Source organism: Anaerolineae bacterium (assembly GCA_013178165.1).
In the GTDB taxonomy this organism is placed as follows: Bacteria; Chloroflexota; Anaerolineae; order Aggregatilineales; family Ch27; genus Ch27.
On sequence record JABLXG010000019.1, the window covers coordinates 1 to 20,243 of the forward strand.

A 20,243-nucleotide genomic window follows, 5' to 3' on the forward strand; every position below is an offset into this window, starting at 1 on the left:
AGCCGAGTGCGCTGAGGGCATGCATCGCTGGGCGGATCAGCATCGTATCGCGCGGGCTTACAAGAAGAACGAACAGGCTTTCATTGAAGCCTTCAACGGCACGCTGCGCCGTGAGGAGTTTGGCGCTCTCAAGTTCCGGGGCGATGAATTGGAGCTGGCCCAGCAGTATGCCGATGCTTTTCTCGACTACTATCACCACCGGCGCCCCCATCTCTCACTCGGCATGCTCACGCCCGCTCGTTTCGCTGAGTCGCATTTGCCTTGAGAGAATGCGCCTCCTTGTCGTTTGGCTGCCATTGTCCTACATTAGAGTTTCACATGCGATTGCCCTACTGCTTGGGCTGCTTAGGCCGTGTTTGATCGTACTTGCATTACGATGGTATAATTTTGACGTTGCCCGATTCCGCCCCTGGAGTGTCGTATATGCCTGAGAATCTCGCCCCGTCGAATGACGTGTCATCAGTCCCTGATCTTGAACCGGTTCAGCCGGAGGCTGATGTCACCAGCGAAGTCCCCGCGCAGCCTGAGGAGGAGCCAGCTACCGCGCCAGTTGAAGAGATGCCACTGCCGCAGCCTGCTGAGCCTGAGTCCAGCAGTGCGGAACCTGCCGAAGCCACGGTCGCCACTGAAGCAGGCGCCCCCGTACCGGAAAGCACCCCGGCTGACGAGGGAGAAGCGGCTGAGGCAGAGCCAGGGGAAGCTCCCTCCGGCGAGGAGGAGGGCAAGCTCAAGCGTGGCGATATCGTGGAAGGCCGGGTAATCCAGCGCTCGCCGACCGAGATCATTGTTGAGCTTGAGGATGGTGTCATCGGCATTGTGTCCGGCCGTGAGCTGGGCCGTATGGATCGTAAGGCGCTGGACGATCTGGAGATCGGCAAGAATGTGCTGGTCTATGTCCTCAACCCGTCCAATCGCAACAACCAGGCCGTTCTCTCCCTCACCCGCGCGCTGGAGGAACATGACTGGCGTGAGGCTCAGGAGTATGCAGAAAGTCAGCGCCTGTACCACGGCAAGGTTTCCGGCTATAACAAGGGTGGCCTGATCGTCCGCTTTGGCCGCGTGCGTGGCTTTGTCCCGGCCAGCCAGGTCAGCGAAGAGCGTCGTCAGGCTGCCGCGGGCGAAAGCCCGATGGAGCGCTGGGGCAGCATGATCGGCGATGATATCGTGGTCAAAGTGGTCGAGGTTGACCGCGCCCGCAACCGCCTGATCCTCTCCGAACGATCGGCCATCAAAGAGTGGCGCGACCAGCGTAAGGCTGACCTGCTGGATAAACTGGAAGTGGGTTCGGTACGGACGGGTCGCGTGGTGAGCCTGACTGATTTTGGCGCCTTTGTCGATCTTGGCGGGGCTGACGGCCTGGTGCACCTGACGGAGATGTCCTGGAAGCATGTCACCCGCCCGGACGAGATCGTCAAGGTGGGCGATGAAGTCCGGGTGAAGGTGATCAGTCTAGACCGGGAGCGCCGTCGCATTGGCCTGAGCATGAAGGCGCTGGAAACCGATCCCTGGGATGAGGTGGTCAAGAACTTCCGGGTCGGCCAGCTGGTCAGGGGCACGATCACCAAGCTGACCAAATTTGGCGCCTTTGCCTGCCTGGAAGGCGCGCCAGAGATCGAGGGCCTGATCCACATCTCCGAACTGGCCGATCACCGCGTGGGGCACCCGCGCGAGGTCGTCAACGAGAATGAGGTGCTGACCCTGCGCATCGTCAAGATCGACCGGGCGCAGCGCCGCATGGGCCTCAGCCTCAAGCAGGTCAACGCGGTGGATTACCTGGAAATCGACCTGGCCACGTACAACAATGATCAGACTCCTCCGGTGGCGGATACCCCGGCAGACGAAGCCACCGGGCCGGAAGAGGACACGGAGTCCTGACGTTTCCTGAGCGCGTGATGGGCGCCGGCTTAGAGTTCGATAAAAATGGATAACCCTGCTCGTAAAAGCGGGGTTTTTCCCGTTCTTTGTGTATAATGGTGGTGACAGTGATGGGGTTCCGGAGCGAGGTTCATTGGCACGGTGTGGTGCTGTCGCAAACATGGGCCGCCCTTGCCTGGGGAGATAAAGCCGGTTGCTGCGTGGTGCATCGCTCCTGAGCTGCTCTGTCGTTTTCTGCCGCGTTTCTTTCACAATATCTATGGTGTTGATCGCTGTGATGGGGTAAAGTATACGATCCAATCCCGGCAGTGATGGGGATGGATCAGATCGGTCGTTATCGCACGTTTCGGGTTTCAGGTGTTGAGGTAACAGGTGACCAGGCGCTGCCAGCAGTAAGCAGGATGAGGGGATGGAGGACAGACCATGTCCAAGAATAGTATGGAACGTTTTACTCAGCGCGCCCGCCGTGTGCTGAGTTTGGCCCAGGATGAAGCTGAGCGGATGCAGCACAACTATATCGGCACGGAGCATTTGCTGCTGGGCCTGATCCGCGAAGAGGGGGGAGTGGCCGGTCGCGTCCTGCGCGACCTGGGTCTGGACCCGCGCCGGGTCGAAGACCTGGTGATGCGGATGACCCAGGCGGGCAAGCGTACCAGCCCGGATGAACGGCTGGACCTTTCACCGGGGACCAAGCGCGTGCTGGAACTGGCGGTGGACGAGGCGCGCCGCCTGGAACATCATTATATTGGCACGGAGCACCTCCTGCTGGGTCTTGTCCGCCAGGAAGAAGGTGTGGCGATTGACGTGCTCAAGCGGCTGGGCGTTAGCCCGGAGGAGATCAAGCGCCACACCCGGCGGGTGTTGCAGGATAGCTCCTCCCCGTCGTTGCCCCGCCGTAGCTCCTCTGAAAGCGCCGGCAGCGCCAGCAGCAGTTCCGCCAGCACACCGCCCGGTCTCAATGCCCCCGAAACCCGCCCGGCCAAGCGGCGTAGCGGGGAGAGCAAGACCCCGCTGGTGGACCAGTTGGCTACCGACCTGACGGCCAAAGCCGAGGCCGGGGAACTGGACCCGGTGATCGGGCGCGATATGGAGATCGAACGGGTCATCCAGATCCTCAGCCGCCGCAACAAGAACAACCCCGCCCTGATTGGCGAACCGGGCGTCGGCAAGACGGCCATCGTTGAAGGGCTGGCTCAGCGGATCGTCAACCACGAGACTCCGCGCTCGCTGGAAGGTAAGCGCGTCCTGCAGCTCGATGTCGGCAGCCTGGTGGCCGGCACGATGTACCGCGGCCAGTTCGAAGAACGGCTCAAGCGGGTGATCGAGGAACTGAAGTCCTCCGATAGCATCCTCTTCATCGATGAGGTGCACATGCTGGTTGGCGCTGGCTCGGCGGGCAGCAGCGTTGACGCGGCCAACATCCTCAAACCGGCGCTGGCACGCGGCGAACTGCAATGCATTGGCGCCACGACATTCGACGAGTACCGCAAGCACATCGAGAGCGATGCGGCGCTGGAGCGGCGCTTCCAGCCGGTCAACGTGGATGAGCCGACAATTGAGGAGACGATCAGCATCCTGCAGGGCCTGCGGCCCAATTTTGAGGAGCATCACACCGTCGAGATCACCGACGAGGCGATCAGTGCCGCCGCGCACCTAAGCGCCCGCTATGTCACCGATCGCTTCCTGCCGGACAAGGCCATCGACTTGGTGGACGAAGGCTCGGCCCGTGTGCGGATGTACAAGAGTCCGGAATCGATGCGTGTGCGCAAGCTGGAAGCGCGCATCAATGACCTGCGGGAAGACCTCAACTACCCGGACGATTACACGGAAGAACAGCTTGCCGCCATGCGCAAGGAACTGGCCGACCTGGAGAAGGAATATGAAGGCTACCGCAGCCACTGGAATCCGGAAACCGGTCGCTCCCGCCTGACGGCGGAGGACATCGCCGAGGTGGTCTCTATGCTGACCGGCATCCCGGTCACACAGATTGCTGGCGAGGAAAGCGAGCGTCTGCTGCACATGGAAGACGCCCTTCGTCAGCGGATCATCGGCCAGGAGGAAGCTATCCAGGCGATCAGTAAGGCAGTGCGCCGCGCCCGCGCCGGGCTGAAGGATCCGCGCCGCCCGATTGGGTCGTTCATCTTCCTGGGTCCGACGGGCGTCGGTAAGACCGAGTTGACCAAGGCTCTGGCCCAGTTCCTCTTTGGCAGTGAGGACGCCCTGATCCAGCTCGACATGAGCGAGTTCATGGAGCGCCACAATGTGGCCCGTCTGGTCGGAGCGCCGCCCGGCTATGTCGGCTACGAAGAAGCCGGTCAGCTGACGGAAGCCATCCGCCGCCGTCCCTACAGCATCGTCGTCTTTGACGAGATCGAAAAGGCGCATCCAGAAGCCTTCAACATGCTCCTCCAGATCATGGAAGAAGGCCATCTAAGCGACGCTCGCGGGCGCACGGTGGACTTCCGCAATGCCCTGATCATCATGACCAGCAATATCGGTGCAGATACGATCAAGAAAGGCCCGTCGCTGGGCTTTGGCCTGCCAACGGCGGACGAGCAGAAGGAAGCAGAGCAGGGCTACGAAGCTATGCGCAAGACGCTGATGGAGCAGCTCCGCCGCGCCTTCCGCCCCGAATTTCTCAACCGCCTTGATGCGGTGATCGTCTTCCGTGCCCTGAGCAAGGAAGACATCACCAAGATCGTCGATCTGCGGCTGGACGAGGTGCGCCAGCGCGTGAAGGAACACGCGCTCAACCTGGAAGTGACCGACGCCGCCAAGGCGTTCCTGGCCCGCGAGGGCTTTGACCCGGAGTATGGTGCGCGGCCCCTGCGGCGGGTGATCACCAACCTGGTGGAAGACCGTCTGTCCGATTTCATTCTGAGTGGGCAGTACACCCTGGGCGGCACGGTGCTCATTGACTACGATGAGCAGGCTGGCGAGCTGACCTTCCGCGAAGTACAGCCGGAAAGCGCGGGCGAGCCGCAACCTTCCACCTGACCGGCCAGATAAGACTGAAGAGAATAGCAGCGGCTCCGGAGAGGCCAAACCCGGAGCCGCTGTTGTTTGCTGGCCTGTTGGCGCCTTGTTTTCCTGTTGGGAGCGTGAGGGCATACCGTGAGGAAGCAGAGGGCGGGTAACGCTCGCCAGCGATCCGTTTGCCTGGCATCCCTGCCCTTGCCCCTGGCTTCCTGATCTCCTGGTCTTCCGGCCTCCCGTCTCTTTTTCTGCCTCTGGCGTTCACGGCCGTTAGCAAGACCTGCCCCTTTCCGCTACAATGGGAAACCGCACTCCCTCGCTGTCAGCCTGTGGCTGCGCGTGCCGGGGGGCTGCCGAATGCGCCTGTGATCGAGCGCGTGGCCCCGGGCGCATTCTGCGCCTCTGGCCCGGTGTGATAGCGATCTATGACCCAGGATTTTGAAGCGTTAGTCAGCCACCTGCATTTTGTGGGCGGGCGGCCGGTCAATGCGCCGCCGCCCGGCGCCCTGATCCAGCTTGCTCCACGCAACACAGCCCGCAACCGGGAGCGGGATGCGTTTTTTGTGCTGGTCTTGCCCCAGAGCGGGCGGGCAGCCCGCCCGGTGTTCTACGAGCAACTGGCCCGCTGGGCGGCAGCTCGCTATTTTGAGAGCGAGGGCGGCGTGACTGTCGGGCTGCAGCGTGTGTTAACGACGCTCAATGATAATCTGCTGCAACACAACACCCGCCACCCGGAACAGCCGTTTTACGCGCATGCGATCTGCCTGGTGCTGCGTCAGCAGGAGGTGTACGTCGCCCGCACGGATGGGGCGGCGGCGTTGCTGTGGCAGGCGGGCGGCCTGCGTGCCTTTCCAGAGGATGTCCGCGCGGCCAGCGGGGCGCAGCCGCTCGGCCAGGCGGCGCAACCCTTCTTTCAGGTCACCCGTTACGTGATTGAAGCGGGCGATGTGCTGGCGCTGGCCAGCAGCAGCGTGCTGCACCTGGGCCGGGAAGCGCTGGCCGGGGCCGGGCAGCGCGGCAACGTTCAGGCCACAGTCAACCGTCTCAAGGAGCATACCCTGGTGGAGGCGGCGGCGATGGTCCTGCAGTTCGTGCCGCCGGGGGAACCGGTCCCGCTGGCGGTCGAAACTGCGCCGGTGGAAGAGCCACCGCCGGGTCCTGTAGCGGAACCTCCGGCGACCGGGCGAGGGTCGTCCCGCCTGTGGCGGCGCAGCCGTGCGCCTCAGGACTCGCTGGTGGAAGCGGCGGCGGCAGTGCGTCCGCGCCTGGATGAACTTCAGCAGGAAGGACGTACCCTGCGCCTGCGGCTGGGCCAGCGCCTCCTGCGCCTGTTGCAGCGGGGTATGGTGAAGATCGTGGCCGCCCTGCATGCCCTGCGCCGCGCCCTGAACCACCTGTTGCCGGAACCGGAGCCGGGCCGTCCGCCTTCGCTGCCGACGCCGATCGCGGCCAGCGCGGCGGTGCTGATCCCGGTGGCGGTGGTGCTGCTGGTGGTGGCTTATTCGCTCAATACCCGCGACGAGACAGCCTTTGAGCGCTGCCTTTCCCAGGCGCAGGAAGCCGCCGGTGCAGCAGAGCTGGTGGAGCAGAGCAGCCCGGAGCGCGCTCAGGAAGCCTGGTTTGGCGTGCTGGAGGTGACCAACCGTTGCCTGCCGCGTCGCCCGGATGACCCGCTGCTGGTCAGCATCCGGGAGAAAGCGCAGCGGCGGCTGGATGCCTTCGGCCAGATCGTGCGCTGTCCGATGGTGCCGCTGCAGCGTTACGAGCCGGGGGCGCGGTTGCGTGGCCCGATCCTGCGCAGTGATGTCGATCTGTACGTGCTGGACGCCACCCGCAGCATCCTTTACCGGGAGCGGCTCAACCAGGCCGGCAACGCTGTGATCGGTGATAGCGAGATTCTGGTGCAGCGCAACGCGGCGGTTGGCCAGTACATTGTGCGGCAGCTTGTGGATATTGACTGGCTGACGGAGACCGGCGTAGCTCGTGGCAGCGTACTGGTGGCCCTGGACAGGCAGGGGCTGCTGGTTACCTACTCGCCGACATTCCCGCCGGCGACGGCTCAGGCGCTGGTGGGGGCTGACCGCTGGGTTGACCCAGTGGCTATCGCGACCTGGCAGGGCCGCCTGTACATCCTGGACCCGGTTGCCAATCAGATCTGGCGTTACCAGCCGGAAGGCGGTACCTTCCCCGCCGCGCCGGAGGAATACTTTGTCGGCGATAACCGCCCTGATCTGCGCAATGCCGTTGACATGGCCATCGACCAGACCGGCAATGTCTACGTCCTGCGGTCGGATGGTACCCTCAGCAAGTATTACAGCGGCGAGGCGCAGTTCTTCCAGTTTTCCAACCTGCCCAGTGGCGCGGTCGGTAGCCTGGGCAGCGCCAGCAGCATGTACCTGGACACCGGCCTGATTTCCCCTGGCTTCTACATCCTGGATGCGCCCAACCAGGTGATGTACGAAACCACCCTGGGCGGGACGTTCATCCGCGGCTATCGCGCTCCATCCGAGTTCAGCTTCCGCGACCTGAGCGGTCTGGTAGTCGACTCTGCGGCGGAAAACCTGTACCTGCTGGCCCGCGAAACGCTGTACCATGTCCCCAAGTGCCAGTGAAGGAGCGGGGTGATGCGCGGGGGCGGCGTGCTGATGACCTGTTCGGTCTGGCTGATCGGGCTAGGCTTGCTGGCTGCTGTCTTTTACTATGGCGCGATTCTGCTGGGGTTCTACAAGGATTCGATGATGGCGCACTTCCGCGAGTATGGGGAGGAGCGCCGCGTGTACCCGCTGGCCCGCTTTCTGCTGGCACTGGGGTTGCTCTGCCTGGTGCTTTCGCCCCTCCTGCCGGGGAGTATGACCGGGCTGACCTTCACGGCGCTGGCCCTGATCATCATCGTCAGCAGCTATGCTGTCACCCGTGTGGAGCCGTTACAGGCGTCGCTGCCGCGCTGGTACTACCGCCTGCTACGCGAATTGACGCGGGAGGAACGGCGGGCCATCGCCTATGCCTGGCTGCGCCTGCCGCTCCGGACTCGCCTGCGCCTGAATGGCGATGATCATGCCTTCTGGATCTTTATCGATGAGGTGCGCCTGACGGTGATCTACGGGGCGCGCGACCCGGACGACCCCTGGGCGGCCTGGCAGTGAAGCTGCATAGCGTCAGGCGGGCGTAAGGCAGGCGTGTAGGGCGGCCAGGGCCGGCGCGGTATAATCGCGGCGGATCAACGACATTTCAGGTTCATGAGGCAATAATCGTATGCGACTTTCCCCACCGCTGGCGCTGGCCGGCGTTGTCTTGCTGATGATCTTCACTGTTGTGGCTGCCGTCGCCGTCTATGGCGGCGTCCGCCTCCTGACCATCCAGGCGGGCGATATTGCCGCACTGCCGGCTTTTGACCCGCTGCGCCTGCGTCCCAGCCCAACGCCGATTGGTGTGGTGAGCGTGGCCCAGGCCACGCCTACGGCCATCGCTGCCGCCATCCCGACAGCGGTTGGCGGTGAGCCGGAACCTACCGCCGAAGTGCAGGTCGACCCTGCCGCTGGCTACAGCGCCTGGTCTGACCCGAACCGGGTCAACATCCTGCTGTTGGGGATCGATCAGCGGCGGGGAGAACAAGGCCCGTTCCGCACGGACACTATGATTGTGCTTAGCGTGGACCCCGTCCGCCGCAGCGCTGTGATGCTCTCCATCCCACGCGATCTGTGGGTGAGCATCCCCGGCTTTGCGCCGGGCCGGATCAACACTGCCAATTCGCTGGGCGATTCGTATGACTTTCCGGGTGGCGGCCCCGCCCTGGCCGCCCAGACGGTGGAGCGCAACCTGGGCATCCGCATCCACCATACGATTCGCGTCAATTTCGACCTGTTCCTGCGGGCGGTGGAGGCGATCGCCCCGGTGGAAATCTGCGTGACTGAGACGATCCACGACGAGGCCTATCCTGACGGTAGCTACGGCATCATGACTGTACACTTTGACCCCGGCTGCCAGCCGATGAACGCCGAACAGCTCCTGCAGTACGCCCGTGTCCGCCATACGCAGGGCGGCGATTTCGACCGTGCTCGCCGCCAGCAGCAGGTGATCACCGCGGCTCGCGATCGCATTTTGAGCCTGGGCGGGGTGCAGGCCTTGCTGGCGCAGGCCCCGGCTCTATGGGAAGCAGCCCGCCAGGACATTCAAACCACGCTCTCATTTGAGCAGCTGGTCAGTCTGGCCCTGCTGGCTCAGGATATCCCACAGGAGAACATCACCCAGGCCGTGCTGGACGCCAATTACGTCTACTTTGAAACTACCGCCAGCGGCGATCAGGTGCTGCGGCTGCGCGGGGACGCCATGCGGCGGCTGGTCAGCGACCTGTTCAACCCGGTGAAGATGGAGCAGGAGGACCTGCGTGCTCTGGCTGCTTCGGAGACGGCAACGCTGAGCGTGGTGAACGGCACCACGACGCAGGGCCTGGCCGCGGAAGCACGTGACTGGCTTCAGGCGCGGGGCTTCAACGTCGTCGAGATCGGCAACGCTACCAGTTCTGGTTATGCGCACACCGTGATCAAGGACTACACCAACAAGCCTTATACCGCCCGGTTGCTGGCTTCCCTGCTCGGGTTGCCGGTGACCGCTGTCCAGCCCGGCAGCGATAACGCAACAGTGCAGGACATCCAGATCGTGGTGGGCGAAGACCTGATCCCGTTGCTGCGCGGCCAGTAGCCGCCCGGCAGGAGCCAGGATCAGAGGAACGGGGCGCTTTCCGGCACAGGAAGCGCCCCGTTGGTGATGTCTCAAGCAGTAGGCTAGCGGACAGTCAGGCCGCCGACGCCGCCTTGGAAGATGATCAGGATGCGCTGCGTAGCGGTGGCGTAATCGGGGGTCTCCCAGACCTGGTTGTTGTCATCATCCCGAATCTGGGGCACATTGCCCGCGATACTGACCTCACCGAGGCCGGTATCAGCTTCCAACCGCAGGGCGACGCCCTCCGGCACGTCCACGGTGAAGCCGCCCACGCCGCCCTTGATCCGGATTGTCGGTGTAGCGCCCTGCGGCACGTTGACGCGGAATTCGCCCACACCACCATTCAGTGTGACCTCATAGGCGTCGCCGGTCGGCAGATCGATGGTCATTTCCCCCACGCCGCCATCGACAGTCAGGGCGCTGATCTGCAGGCCATCCAACGCCAGGCGGGCTTCCCCGACGCCGCCATGAACGGTGATCGCCAGCGGTACTTCCGGGCTGAGGCGGATATCCCAGCGTAACTCCAGCGAGTCGTCGCCGGGGAACAGAGGAGCGAACGGCCAGGTGCTGATGTTGGTGACCTCCCCCGTCTGGCTCAGGCTGATGCTCTTGCGCGTTGTGCCCTGAGCGCGGAAGTCGATCTCGCCGACGTAGTTGAGATCAGCTTCGATCAGGTTGGTGGAATCGCTCAGGGTGTCGACCGTCACCTTGCCCACCGACAGGTTGAGCTGAATATCGGCGGCGGTGGCCTCCCCCAGCGGTTCGCTAAAGGACGCCTGCTTGATCTCCGGCAGGGTGACCAGGCCCAGCGACGGCCCGGCGAACATCAGGACGACGGCCAGGGCGATTGTGCCGAGGGCGATTGCCGCGCCAACGACGGGCGACCCACGGCCAATCAGCAGATCAAGGCCGATAGCGATCACGAAGATCGGCCAGATACGGAACAGCACTTGCAGATTAGCGGCTCCCAGGACGCCGATGTTGCCCAGCAGCCAGATCAGGCCCACGCTGATCAGCGCGATCGGCCAGAAAAGTGAACGGTAGCCGCGTTGTTGGTTAGCCATGGATTTCCCCCACTTGATGAATTGGCAGCCTGATGATGCCCGACTGCGCATGTCGGTACATTATGCTATACGCCGCAGGTGGTCAGAAGTTGCAGACGGTATCCCCCTCTAGCGACCCGGAAAAACCGTTCCAACGCTAACTCCAGGTGGGCTGGCCGGTTCCAGCCAGTAAACGCCTGATGTGCCTTCCGCCGCCCAGCCGCTTACGCCCGTTGGTAACGCCAGGCGGTACCAGTAGTAGCCGGTGTTGCACAGCGGGCCATCCAGAACGGTGAAGGTTGCCCCGGAACGCAGCAGACCGATCTCGCCAGCGCCGATTGCTGGCAGCAGGCGCAGCCGTAGACCGTCGACAGCCGTAGATACACGGCCTTCCTGGCCGGGGCGCAGCCGGGGAGGAGGGACAGTCAGGCACAACGTATCAAGCGTCGGAGAGGGCGTGAGCGTCGGGCGGGCGGTGAGGGTTGGCCGGGGTGTTGGGGTGACCGAGGGTGTCGGTGTGGCGGTCGGGCGGGGCGTTGGGCTGGGTGTTGCTGTGACGGTAGCGGTGAGTGTTGGGGTGGCAGTAGCGGTTGGAAGTGGTGTTGGGGTTGGCGTTACGACTGCGACGTAATGCTGCACGCTATCCCCGGCAACGATCCAGGCGGGTTGCCCATCCGGCTGGATGATGCGCCACCACCAGCTTCCGCCACGGCAGAGCGGTCCGGCCACGATGGTAAGCAGGCTGTCTGCCTCCCAGCGCCCGCGCAGGGCCGCCCCCGCCTCCGGGAGCACCCGTGCTGCCAATGGGGCGCCGACATGGGTTACACGCAGTTGCTTGCCAACTTCGCCCGGCGGGGGCAGAGCCAGGGCACAGGTGATATCCGCCGGGTCAGGGGAGGGGGCGGGCAGACGTACCGGTTCCAGGTAGTAAACACGATCCTGACCTTCCGCTGCCCAGCCAGTCAGCCCTTCGGTTGCCGCAACCTGCCACCAGCGGAAGCCGTCGGCGCAGATCGGCCCGGCTATCACCCGTACCTGCGTATCACCGGCCAGCCGCCCGACACTGGCCGCGCCCAAGCCGGGTGTAACCCGCAGGCGCAGGGTCTGGCCTTCGGCGGCGGTGGTGCGGGCGTAGGTGCCGATCGCCAGGCGAGGCGGAATCATCCCGCACGGATCGCCCTGAGCTGTTGTCATCCCTGGCAGCAGCGCCAGGATCAGCAGGATCAGCGGCAGGAATCTCCCAGGGCAGCAAAGGGAACGGGCTCTAACCATCCGGTGAACCTTTCTCCGGCAACGGTGTTCTCAAGTGTGTCATAGTAGCGCCATCGTGGTTATGATTATCGGACAAAACGACCCTGGTGGCACGAATCTGATTGCTTCGATGGGGAGCGATTCGGGGTACGGCAACTTGCTGGTATTCTTTTGACAGGCAGTGGCGCACGGATTCTTCAGGCACGGATCAGCACAAATGAAAGGTGCATTTTTAATCCGTGAGAATCGGCGAGTCGTCCGTGCTCCATTAGAATTGCGAACTAGAGGGGCTGGCAGGGGGACGCGATGCGCATCAAACTGGCTTACGGTGTCGATGGCCTGTGGCTTGATCTGCCGGACGCGCTTGACGTGACTGTGCTGGAGCCACACTTTGTCCCGGCCCTGGCGGAGTCGGAGGCGGCGCTGCGGGCGGCGCTGGCCGCGCCGCTGGAATCGCCGCCGCTGCGAGAGTGCGTCCGGGCCTCTGACCGCGTGGCGATCATCTTCAGCGACATCACCCGCCCGACGCCCAATCATCTGATCCTTCCGGCAGTGCTGGAGGCTATCGCCCATGTCCCCCCTGAGCAGATCGTGCTGTGTAATGCGCTGGGTACGCACCGCCCCAATACGTCGGAAGAACTGGTGCGCTTGCTGGGGCCGGTGATCGTCAGCCGCTACCGTATTATCCAGAACAATGCCTTTGATCCGTCGACCCAGCGTTACCTGGGGCAGACCTCGCGCGGACACGAGTTGTGGATCAACCGGGAGGTTGTAGCTGCTGATTTCAGAATCCTGACCGGGTTCATCGAGCCACACTTCTTCGCCGGGTTTTCTGGGGGCGGCAAGGCGCTGATGCCCGGTATGGCTGGCTTGCAGACCGTCCTGGGTAACCATGACGCCGGGATGATTGACGATCCGGGTGCCACGTGGGGTGTCAGCTACGGCAACCCGATCTGGGAGGAAGCGCGGGAGGCCGCGCAACGGGTGGGGCCGAACTTTCTGCTCAATGTGACACTCAACCGCGATCAGGCCATCACCGGAGTGTTCGCCGGGGCGCTGCCCACCGCCCATGACGCCGGGATCGCTTTTCTCCGCCAGTCGGCGCTGGTTCCGGTGGCGGCTCCGTTCGATGTCGTCATTACCACCAATGCCGGTTATCCACTCGACCAGAGCCTTTACCAGTCAGTCAAGGGTATGAGCGCGGCGGCCCGGATTGTCAGGCCGGGCGGGGCGATCATCATTGCCGCGGCTTGCGCGGATGGCATCCCCGATCATGGGCTGTACGGCGAACTGCTGCGCTCGGCGGGCAGCCCGGCGAATGTGCTGGCGATGGTGCGCGCCTTCGACCCGCCGCGTCAGGATCAGTGGCAGGCTCAGATTCAGGCACTGGTTCAGCTCAAGGCCGATGTATACGTCTACTCAGACGGCCTGACCGATACGCAGGTGCGTGACGCCCTGCTGCAACCCTGCCATGACATCCCGGCGCTGGTGAGCGACCTGGCGGCCCGCTACGGGCCGGGCGCACGCATCGCCGTCCTGCCGGAAGGCCCGCAGACGATCGCCTGTGTCGGCGCGGTCTGAAGAACAGGCGGGGGGCAGGTCGGCGTGTGCAATTCGGCACCCGATAGAGGATAATCTGTATACCTTTTGAAGCCATTGCAGCCACCCGCAGGGTGGTCCTGACCGGATGAGGGTACCCGTGAGCGCCGGATTTGATCCCGATTTTGACGACGCCGTATGGACGCTGGACTGGCTGCGCATCCCCGTGCGGCAGGTGCCGGTGGGCGACTATGAAAGCGGCTACCGGGTGGTGCGGGAGTTTGTCGAGCAGATCGATGTCTTCGGGCAGTCTTACCAGCTGGACCCGCCGCTGGACGTGCGTGGCCTGTTTGATCCGGCAGGCGTGCTGTGGATGTCCGACACGCCGCAGGAACGGATGATGATGTACAACAACGCCAGGCGCTCGCAGGGACATATACTGGTCGGTGGGGCAGGGCTGGGCCTCTACCCGCAGTATGTGACTGGCGCGGCTTCTTTCACCATCATCGAGCGTAGCCCGATCGTCCTCAAGGTGGTTGGGCCGATGTTGCAGGAAGTTATGGCCGAGCGAGGGGTACAGCTACGCTTTCTGGTGGGTGATATCGAGACTTTCCTGGCCAGGGCCGAACCGGGCGGCTACGACACGATCTTCCTCGATACCTGGGAGCGCCTGGACGCCGCCCTGCTGCCATCGATCAACCGCCTGCGCAACCTCTCCCTCCGCCATCTGGCTCCGGGCGGGCAGGTGCTATTGTGGGGGTACCGCTGGATGGTGCGCCTGTTTGAGGAGGCATGCGCTACCTTGCTGATTATGCCGCCGGAGGAGCGCGAGCTGTGGCTGGCGGAACAGCGTCCCGCTAACCCGCGGGCGGCGGTCCTGCTGACCCCGATCGCCGATGCCTTCCGGGGGCGGACGATCCAGCGCTGGGAACTCGATGAGGCCGTGCGTTACTGCCGCGAGTGGGTCCGGCAGGTCACGGTCTAGGAGTGGGATGGATGGCGACGACCAGGCCCGGATCGCTGCAGACACCTTTGAGCGCCGACATTCATCTGCTCGGCGACCTGCTCGGCCAGGTTATCCGCGAGCAGCACGGTGAGGAAGCTTTCGCCCTGGTAGAGCGGGTGCGGCTGGCCGCCAAGGCCCGCCGCACCGACGATCCGGATGCGCTCCGAATGCTCACAGCGACCATTGAAGCCCAGTCCCCGGAAGCGCTGCGCATCCTGATCAAAGCCTTCAGCCACTACTTCCAGTTGATCAACATCGCCGAAGATCAGCAGCGTATTCGCGTCCTGCAGGCACGGGAGGCGGCGGGTAGCCTGCACGAGTCGGTGGAGGAGGCCATCGGTGTTTTGCGCGGGGCCGGGCTGGAGGCGGACGCCGTGCGCGAATTACTGGGGCGGCTGCGGGTGCGCTTTGTGCTGACAGCTCATCCTTCCGAAGCCAAGCGTAAGGAGGTGTTGCTCAAGCTACGCCAGATCGCCGGGCTGATGGCCTACCGCGACCGGCAGCGGCTGCTCCCCCGCGAGGAGCGCACCCTGGAAGCGGCGCTGGTTGAGGAGATCGAGGAACTGTGGCAGACCCGCCTGACGCGGGCGATTTCCCCGACGGTCATGGACGAGGTGGATTTTGGCCTGTACTTTCTGACCGCGGTGATCATGGATGTGGTGGTCGAGGTGATGGCCGACCTGCGGGCGGCGCTGGCGGCGGCTTACCCCGGCGCAGCCTGGGACGACCTGCCGCCGATCCTGCGCTATGCTTCATGGATCGGCGGCGACCGGGACGGCAACCCCAACGTCACGCCGGAGGTGACTCTGCGCACGCTGGCGGCGCTGCGGGAGGCGGCGCGGAGCGTCTACCTGGGCGAGATCGCCTTCCTGCGCGACCACCTGACTCAATCCACCGATGAAGCCCCGGTCTCCACGTTTCTGCGCTATTCTATTCCGGTCAGCGACACCCTGGAACGTCGCTATCCCGGCGAACTGTACCGCCAGAAGCTGACCCTGATCCACGATCGCCTGGCCGCCGACGGGTACCCCTCCGGCGCGGCGCTGCTGGATGACCTGCGCCTGTTGCAGGAAAGCCTGCGCCAGAATCGGGGGCGGCATGTCGCTTCCGGCGCGTTGCAGCGCCTGATCGAGAAGGTGCGCCTGTTCGGGCTGGGGCTGGCCCCGTTGGAGGTGCGCCAGGATGCCCGCCTGCATCGCGCCGCACTGGCTGAGATGTTCCGCGCTTATGGCATCAGCGCCGACTACGAGACCCTGCCAGAGGCGGAGAAGCAGGCTTTGTTGACGCGGGAGATCGCCAGCGGGCGACCGCTCTTCCCGCCGGAACCGGCCTTTTCGCCGGAGACCAACGATGTGATCGCCACCTGGCGCATGATCGCCCAGGCCCAGCGCCGCTATGGCCCAGAGGCGATCGACACCGTGATCGCCAGCCGTTCGGAAGCGCCCAGCGACGGGCTGACCATGCTGCTATTTGCCGCCGAGGTTGGCGTGGCCGGGCAGGTCGATCTGGTTCCGCTGTTCGAAACGATCGACGATCTGCGGGGCGCGGCGGAGGTTGTGGCGGCGTTGTTCGACAACCCGGCCTACGCCCGCTATCTCGAGGGACGCGGGCGCCGTCAGCAGGTTATGCTCGGCTATTCCGACAGCAACAAGGATGGTGGCTACTTTGCTTCCAACTGGCAGCTGTACTCCGCCCAGCGCGCTCTGGCGGAACTATGCCGGGAGCGCGGCGTGCTGCTGGAGTTGTTTCATGGGCGCGGCGGGAGCATCGGGCGGGGCGGCGGGCCAACCAGCCGGGCCATCCTTTCCCAGCCGCCAGCGGCGATGCGTGGCCCGATTAAGATCACCGAGCAGGGAGAGGTCATTGCCTACCGTTATAGCAACGCCGCAATCGCTCGCCGCCACCTGCACCAGGTGTTGCACGCGGCATTGCTGGCAACGGGCGGCCAGGCCCAGGTGGAAGTCAGGCCGGCCTGGGCGGCGGCGATGGACACTCTGGCGGAGGAGGGCCGCCGCGCCTATCGCGCCCTGGTTTACGAGACGCCCGGCTTCCTGGACTACTGGCGGCAGGCCACGCCGATCGAGCAACTGCCCCACCTGCCAATTGCCTCCCGTCCGGTACGGCGGACGCCAGCCGGCGGCTTTGAGGCTATCCGCGCCATTCCCTGGGTGTTCTCCTGGATGCAGAGCCGGGCAATCATCCCCAGCTGGTATGGCATCGGGACGGCGCTGGAAGCTTTCTGTGCCGGAGAGGAGGGCGGGCTGGCGTTGCTGGTGGAGATGTACCGCGAGTGGCCGTTCTTTGCCGCGCTGCTGGACAACGTGGAACTTGACCTGGCCAAGGCTGACATGGGCATTGCCGAGCGGTACGCGGAACTGGTGACCGACGGCGCTCTGCGGGCGCGGGTATTCAGCGCGATCACTGCCGAGCATGAGCGCGCCTGCCAGTACGTCAATCGCATCATCGGGCAGCAGCGCCTTCTTGATCACTCGCCGGTGATCCAGCATAGCATCGAGCGCCGCAACCCGTATGTGGACCCGCTGAACTTCATCCAGGTGGCGCTGCTGCGCGCCCTGCGCGACCCGGCGACGGAATCCGGCCAGCGCAGCGCCCTGCTGGAACTGGCGCTCTCCACGGTTAACGGCATCGCGGCGGGGATGAAGACAACGGGATAGACGGATCGATGGACGGCAGTAGTGTGGTGAATGGCGATGGGTGAACTGCTTAAGGGTACGGTTGAGCGTGTCACTTACTACAACGCGGAAAATGGCTACACGGTCCTGCGCATGAAGCCGGAGCAGCCCCGGCTGGGCATGTCCCGCGATGGCCTGATCACGGTGGTCGGGGAATTGCCGGAACTGCAGCCCGGCGAGTCGGTGGAGTTCGACGGCCAGTGGGTGGAAGATGCCCGTTACGGTCACCAGTTCCGGGCGGAAAGTGTGCGGCAGATCATGCCCGCGACCATCGAGGGGATGCGCCGTTACCTGGGCAGCGGCCTGATCAAGGGCATCGGGCCGCGCACCGCCGAGAAAATCGTCGATTACTTCGGGTTGGACACGCTCAGCGTACTCGACCGCGATCCGGAGCGTTTGCTGGAAGTGCCAGATGTGGGCCAGAAACGGATGCAAATGATCGCCCGCGCCTGGGCGGAACAACAGGCGATCAAGGAGGTCATGCTTTTTTTGCAGGGCCATCGTATCTCCACGGGCTTGGCGATCAAAATCTACAAAACCTACGGCGATGAGGCCATCCACAAAGTGCAGGAGAATCCCTACCGACTGGCCCGCGACATCTGGGGCATTGGTTTCCTGACCGCCGACAAGATTGCTCGCGATCTGGGCCTGCCGGAAGATTCGCCGCACCGCATGGCGGCGGGCGTGATCTATGCCCTCAACGAGGCCACCAATGACGGGCATGTCTTCCTGCCGCGTCCGGAGCTGGTCCGGCTGGCGGGCGAATTGCTGCGGCTGGAGGGCGCAGCGGATGGCATCGAGGCGGCCATCGACCGCCTGCACGCCGCTGACGAGATCGCGATCGACATGGTCCCGGATATGGCTGGCCGGGAGAAGGAGGCCGTCTACCTGCCGGCGCTTTACCACGCCGAAGTGGGCGTGGCCCGGCGGCTGCGCCAGATGCTTGATGCGCCGGATAGCCGCCTGGCCGATCTGGGTTCGGTACACTGGGGGCCGTTCCTGGCGGCGCTGGGGGCGGAATCACCGCTGGCGCTGACCGGGCAGCAGCGCGGCGCTGTCCGCCAGGCGCTCAGCAGCAAGGTCAGCATCCTGACTGGCGGCCCCGGTACGGGTAAGACCTTCACCATGAAGACGGTCATCGCCGCCCTGCAGAGGACCGGCCACAACTTCCTGCTGTGCAGCCCGACTGGCCGGGCGGCCAAGCGCCTGAGCGAAACGACCGGCCAGCCCGCCCAGACCATCCACCGTCTGCTGGGCTACAGCCCGGCGGAAGGCTTTGCCTATAACGAAGAAAACCCGCTTGACGCCGACATGATCATCGTGGACGAAGCATCCATGATCGATCTGCCGCTGTTCTACCACCTGCTCAAGGCCATCGCTCCGGAAACGCACTTGCTGCTCGTTGGCGATGCCGACCAGCTTCCCAGTGTGGGGGCGGGGGATGTCCTGCGCGATCTTATCCGTAGTGGCGCGATCCCGGTCACGCGACTGGAGACGATCTTCCGCCAGGTGGGCGGCAGCCTGATCATCCGCAATGCCCACCGGATCAATCACGGCGAGCAACCCGATACGCGCAACGAGGGCGAAGACTTCTTCTTTTTTGGGGCTGAAGACCCGGAAACCGCGGCGGCGCTGGTGGTGGACATCGTGCGCAACCGCCTGCCGGAGCGCTTTGGCTTTGACCCGCTGGAGGATGTGCAGGTGCTGGCGCCGATGCATCGCGGATTGGCTGGCGTGGCGGCACTGAACCAGGCCCTGCAGGAGGCGCTCAATCCACGGGGCCGTCCCGCCGAACGCTGGATCATGGGCCGCCTGTTTCGTGCTGGCGACAAAGTGATGCAGGTGCGCAACAACTACGACAAAGAGGTTTTCAACGGCGATATCGGGCGGGTGCAGGCCATTGACTTCGACGAGCAGTCGCTGATCGTGCGCATGGAGGATCGGCTGGTGACTTACGACTGGTCGGAGTGCGATGAACTGGTGCACGCCTATGCGATCTCGGTGCATAAGAGCCAGGGCAGCGAGTATCCGGTGGTGGTCATGCCCATCCTCACCCAGCACTACATGATGCTCCAGCGCAACCTGCTCTATACCGCCGTGACGCGGGCGCGGCGGATGGTTGTCCTGGTCGGGACGCGCAAGGCAATTGCCATCGCTGTGCGCAACGGCCACATCGCGCAGCGCTATAGCGCCCTGGCCTGGCGGCTGGGGGCGGGGCGGCTGAGGCTGTGAGCACTCCTCCGAGTTTGTTCGACCTGGCTGAAGCGTTCAGGAAGCCGGGCTGGCCGGTGTGCCGTTGGCACAAAGCGAGTTTACTATGGGCACTCCTCTGAGTTTGTTCGACCTGGCTGAAGCGTTCAGGAAGCCAGGCTGTCCAGTGTGCCGCCGGCACAAAGCGAGTTTGCTATGAGCACTCCTCTGAGTTTGTTCGACCTGGCTGAAGCGTTCAGGAAGCCAGGCTGTCCAGTGTGCCGCCTGATGCGCCGTGACGTGGAGAAGTACATCCACTCGCTGCTCTTTGAGGGCTACAAATTCCCGGAGAGCCACGAGCGTTTTCAGGCTTCGCGCGGGTTGTGCAACGCCCATGCCTGGCAGATGGCCGAGAGCTTCAAAGGGGCGCTGCTGAACATCGGCACGTACTACGCCGGGGCGCTGCGCCAGTTGTTACGCGACCTGGACGCGTCTGATCCGGGCGGGGCGGCACGTTCCGGTTTGGCTCGTCTGCTGGGCGGGGGGGCGGGCGGGCCGGTTTCCGCGTTGGCCGACCGTCTGGAGCCGCGCGGGCCGTGCATCGCCTGCACCATTCATCAGACTTCGGAGCAACTCTACACCCGCACCATAGGCGAGCAGATCGCCGATCCCCGCCTGGCTGAGGCTTACCGCGCCTCAGAAGGCGTTTGCCTGCCGCACTTCCGCATGGCCCTGCGCCAGGCGTCGGCGGCTGGCCAGCGCGAGTTGGTCGCCATCCAGCGGGGCGTCTGGGAGGCCCTGCTGGCCGACCTGGACCTGTTCCGCGAGATGCACGATCACCACCACACGGGCGAGTTCATGGGCGAGGAGGGCGATAGCTGGCTGCGTGTCCTGCGCGGCATGGCCGGTGAGGAGGGCATGTTCGGCGTTGGCGATGGGAGGAAGAAGTAG

At 64.3% G+C, this 20,243-nt stretch carries 13 protein-coding genes; 11 read left to right on the plus strand and 2 right to left on the minus strand.

Annotated features, from left to right (window positions below):
- The 6 genes from HPY64_11610 to HPY64_11635 all read left to right on the plus strand — a co-directional run.
- Positions 1-265: transposase (locus HPY64_11610; protein NPV67784.1), on the plus strand; the 265-nt coding region annotated here is incomplete at its 5' end.
- Positions 266-423: 158 nt separating this feature from the next.
- Positions 424-1,875 (plus strand): S1 RNA-binding domain-containing protein, encoded by a 1,452-nt coding sequence (locus HPY64_11615; protein ID NPV67785.1) that lies wholly within the window; start codon positions 424-426, stop codon positions 1,873-1,875.
- A 438-nt stretch (positions 1,876-2,313) separates the two neighbouring features.
- A complete protein-coding gene (locus HPY64_11620; protein NPV67786.1) occupies positions 2,314-4,872 on the plus strand; it encodes an ATP-dependent Clp protease ATP-binding subunit in 2,559 nt (852 codons plus the stop codon).
- Positions 4,873-5,276: 404 nt separating this feature from the next.
- A complete protein-coding gene (locus tag HPY64_11625; GenBank protein ID NPV67787.1) occupies positions 5,277-7,463 on the plus strand; it encodes a hypothetical protein in 2,187 nt (728 codons plus the stop codon).
- A 12-nt stretch (positions 7,464-7,475) separates the two neighbouring features.
- Complete coding sequence (locus HPY64_11630) at positions 7,476-7,994, plus strand: hypothetical protein (protein ID NPV67788.1); 519 nt, start codon at positions 7,476-7,478, stop codon at positions 7,992-7,994.
- Positions 7,995-8,103: 109 nt separating this feature from the next.
- Positions 8,104-9,549 carry an LCP family protein gene (locus tag HPY64_11635; protein NPV67789.1) on the plus strand — a complete coding sequence of 482 codons (1,446 nt, stop codon included), beginning with the start codon at positions 8,104-8,106 and terminating at the stop codon, positions 9,547-9,549.
- An 83-nt stretch (positions 9,550-9,632) separates the two neighbouring features.
- On the opposite strand, the gene HPY64_11640 is transcribed toward HPY64_11635, so the two are convergent.
- Entirely contained in the window at positions 9,633-10,634 is a 1,002-nt protein-coding gene (locus HPY64_11640) for a hypothetical protein (GenBank protein ID NPV67790.1), read from the minus strand.
- A 108-nt stretch (positions 10,635-10,742) separates the two neighbouring features.
- Positions 10,743-11,885, minus strand: coding sequence for an SH3 domain-containing protein (locus HPY64_11645; GenBank protein ID NPV67791.1), 1,143 nt, complete (start codon positions 11,883-11,885; stop codon positions 10,743-10,745).
- Positions 11,886-12,170: 285 nt separating this feature from the next.
- Between HPY64_11645 and larA the strand changes: the two genes are divergently transcribed.
- The 5 genes from larA (at position 12,171) to HPY64_11670 (ending at position 20,243) form a co-directional block, all read left to right on the plus strand.
- Positions 12,171-13,445, plus strand: coding sequence for a nickel-dependent lactate racemase (gene larA, locus HPY64_11650; GenBank protein ID NPV67792.1), 1,275 nt, complete (start codon positions 12,171-12,173; stop codon positions 13,443-13,445).
- A 118-nt stretch (positions 13,446-13,563) separates the two neighbouring features.
- Positions 13,564-14,388: a class I SAM-dependent methyltransferase gene (locus HPY64_11655; GenBank protein NPV67793.1), complete on the plus strand. Its 825-nt coding sequence runs from the start codon at positions 13,564-13,566 to the stop codon at positions 14,386-14,388.
- A gap of 11 nt (positions 14,389-14,399) precedes the next feature.
- Positions 14,400-17,084 (plus strand): phosphoenolpyruvate carboxylase, encoded by a 2,685-nt coding sequence (gene ppc / locus HPY64_11660; GenBank protein NPV67794.1) that lies wholly within the window; start codon positions 14,400-14,402, stop codon positions 17,082-17,084.
- A gap of 45 nt (positions 17,085-17,129) precedes the next feature.
- On the plus strand, positions 17,130-19,334 hold the full coding sequence (locus HPY64_11665; GenBank protein NPV67795.1) for an ATP-dependent RecD-like DNA helicase: 2,205 nt from the start codon (positions 17,130-17,132) through the stop codon (positions 19,332-19,334).
- A 174-nt stretch (positions 19,335-19,508) separates the two neighbouring features.
- On the plus strand, positions 19,509-20,243 hold the full coding sequence (locus tag HPY64_11670) for a hypothetical protein (GenBank protein NPV67796.1): 735 nt from the start codon (positions 19,509-19,511) through the stop codon (positions 20,241-20,243).